Origin of the sequence: Pseudomonas sp. TWI923, from assembly GCF_039673365.1 — a bacterium.
GTDB lineage: Bacteria > Pseudomonadota > Gammaproteobacteria > Pseudomonadales > Pseudomonadaceae > Aquipseudomonas > Aquipseudomonas sichuanensis.
Map to the genome: position 1 here is coordinate 1 of NZ_JBDJLM010000171.1, position 1,508 is coordinate 1,508.

The following is a 1,508-nucleotide window of genomic DNA, read 5'->3' on the forward strand; positions in this document are numbered from 1 at the left end:
GACGCGGTGCTGCTGGAAATCCTCGAAGGCCACCTGCACGCCAGCATCCGCGGCGAGCTGGAAAACTTCATCAGCGGGGCGCTGCAGCACTTGCCAGAAATGCTCGCCCAGGCCGGTGAGCTCGCCCAGGCGCTGCTTCGCCAGTTGGCCCGCGCCCTCGACGACCTCGCCAAGGGCCGGCTGGACGACCAGGCCAGTCGGCGCATGGCGCGCCAGCAACTGGCTCAGGTGGCCCTGTACGACTCGGCGCTGGAAGTGGACGCCTGGTTGTTGGCCCTGGCGGCGTTGGGCAACGCCGCCGAAGGCACCTTCAAACAGGCTTACAACAGCGTCGCCGGGCATTTCAGCGGCGAGCTCGAGGCCTTGTTCAAGCCACTGATCGCCACCCTTGAGAGCTTGGCCGAAGCGGTGCCCAACCAGCTTGCTGCCCTCGGCCAGGCCGAACGGCCGCACAGCATCGCCTGGCTGCTGACCCACCTGCTGCAGACTGTGCAGGCCCATCCGCCGAGCCGCCGGCTGGCGATCAACCTCAAACCCAATGCCACTGCGCAAGCCAGGATGATTCGCAGCGAAGGGCCGACCGAAGTTGCCCGCCGCCAGGGGCGCGCCAACAAGCAGCCCAAGCCTGAGAAGAACGGCCCCTGCGCCTGCACCGGGTTCAGCATCGGTCATGTGCTCGGTGACGAGACGCTGGCCCACCAGGATTTCAGTCTGCCTGGGCCGTTCCCAGTCAACTGGACACGGGTGTACAACTCGCGGCTGGCCAAGCTGGATGACGGCAGCCTCGGCGCCCGCTGGATCACCGAGTTCACCACTTTCCTTGATACGTTCGGCCAGGGCCTGGTGCTGCATGATGCCGATGGTCGCATCCATGAGTTGCCGCTGCCCAAGGTTGGCAAACACCATCACGACGCCATTGAATACCTGACGTTAGTGCGCACCGCCGAGCAGCAACTGGTGTTGCTGCGTGGCCTGGACCGCCGCGAAACCTATGCCCGCGAGGGTGACCGCTTCTACCTGACGCATATCCAGCTGCGCAGCGGCGCCGGGGCAATGCTGCACTACGAGCACCAGTTCAACGGCCGGCCGGTGCTGTCGGATATCAACACCTACTCCGACAACGATCCCGAAAAACTCCATCTGCAATTGGGCACCTTGCTCGACGACCATGGGCATATCCAGGGCCTGTGGCAGGTGGTCGACGGCACGCCGCTGCGTCAGCTGTGCGGCTACCACTACGACACCCACGGTGACCTGACCGCCGCCCAGGATGAGCACGGCGCTGCTTGGCAGTATCAATACCGCCAGCACCTGATCACCCGCTACACCGACCGTACCGGGCGCGGCATCAACCTCGAATGGGACGGCAATGGCCCGCACGCCAAGGCCATCCATGAATGGGCCGACGACGGCAGCTTCGAGACCCGCCTGGCCTGGGACCCGAACATCCGCCTGACTTATGTCACCGATGCCCACGGCCAGGAGACCTGGCACTACTACGACGCCCT

At 65.1% G+C, this 1,508-nt stretch carries 1 protein-coding gene; it reads left to right on the forward strand.

Features of this window, described 5'->3' with window-relative positions; all coding sequences use genetic code 11:
* A partial coding sequence (locus tag ABE459_RS25955) for an RHS repeat domain-containing protein (RefSeq protein ID WP_346648174.1) occupies nt 1-1,508 on the forward strand: 1,508 nt, incomplete at both ends.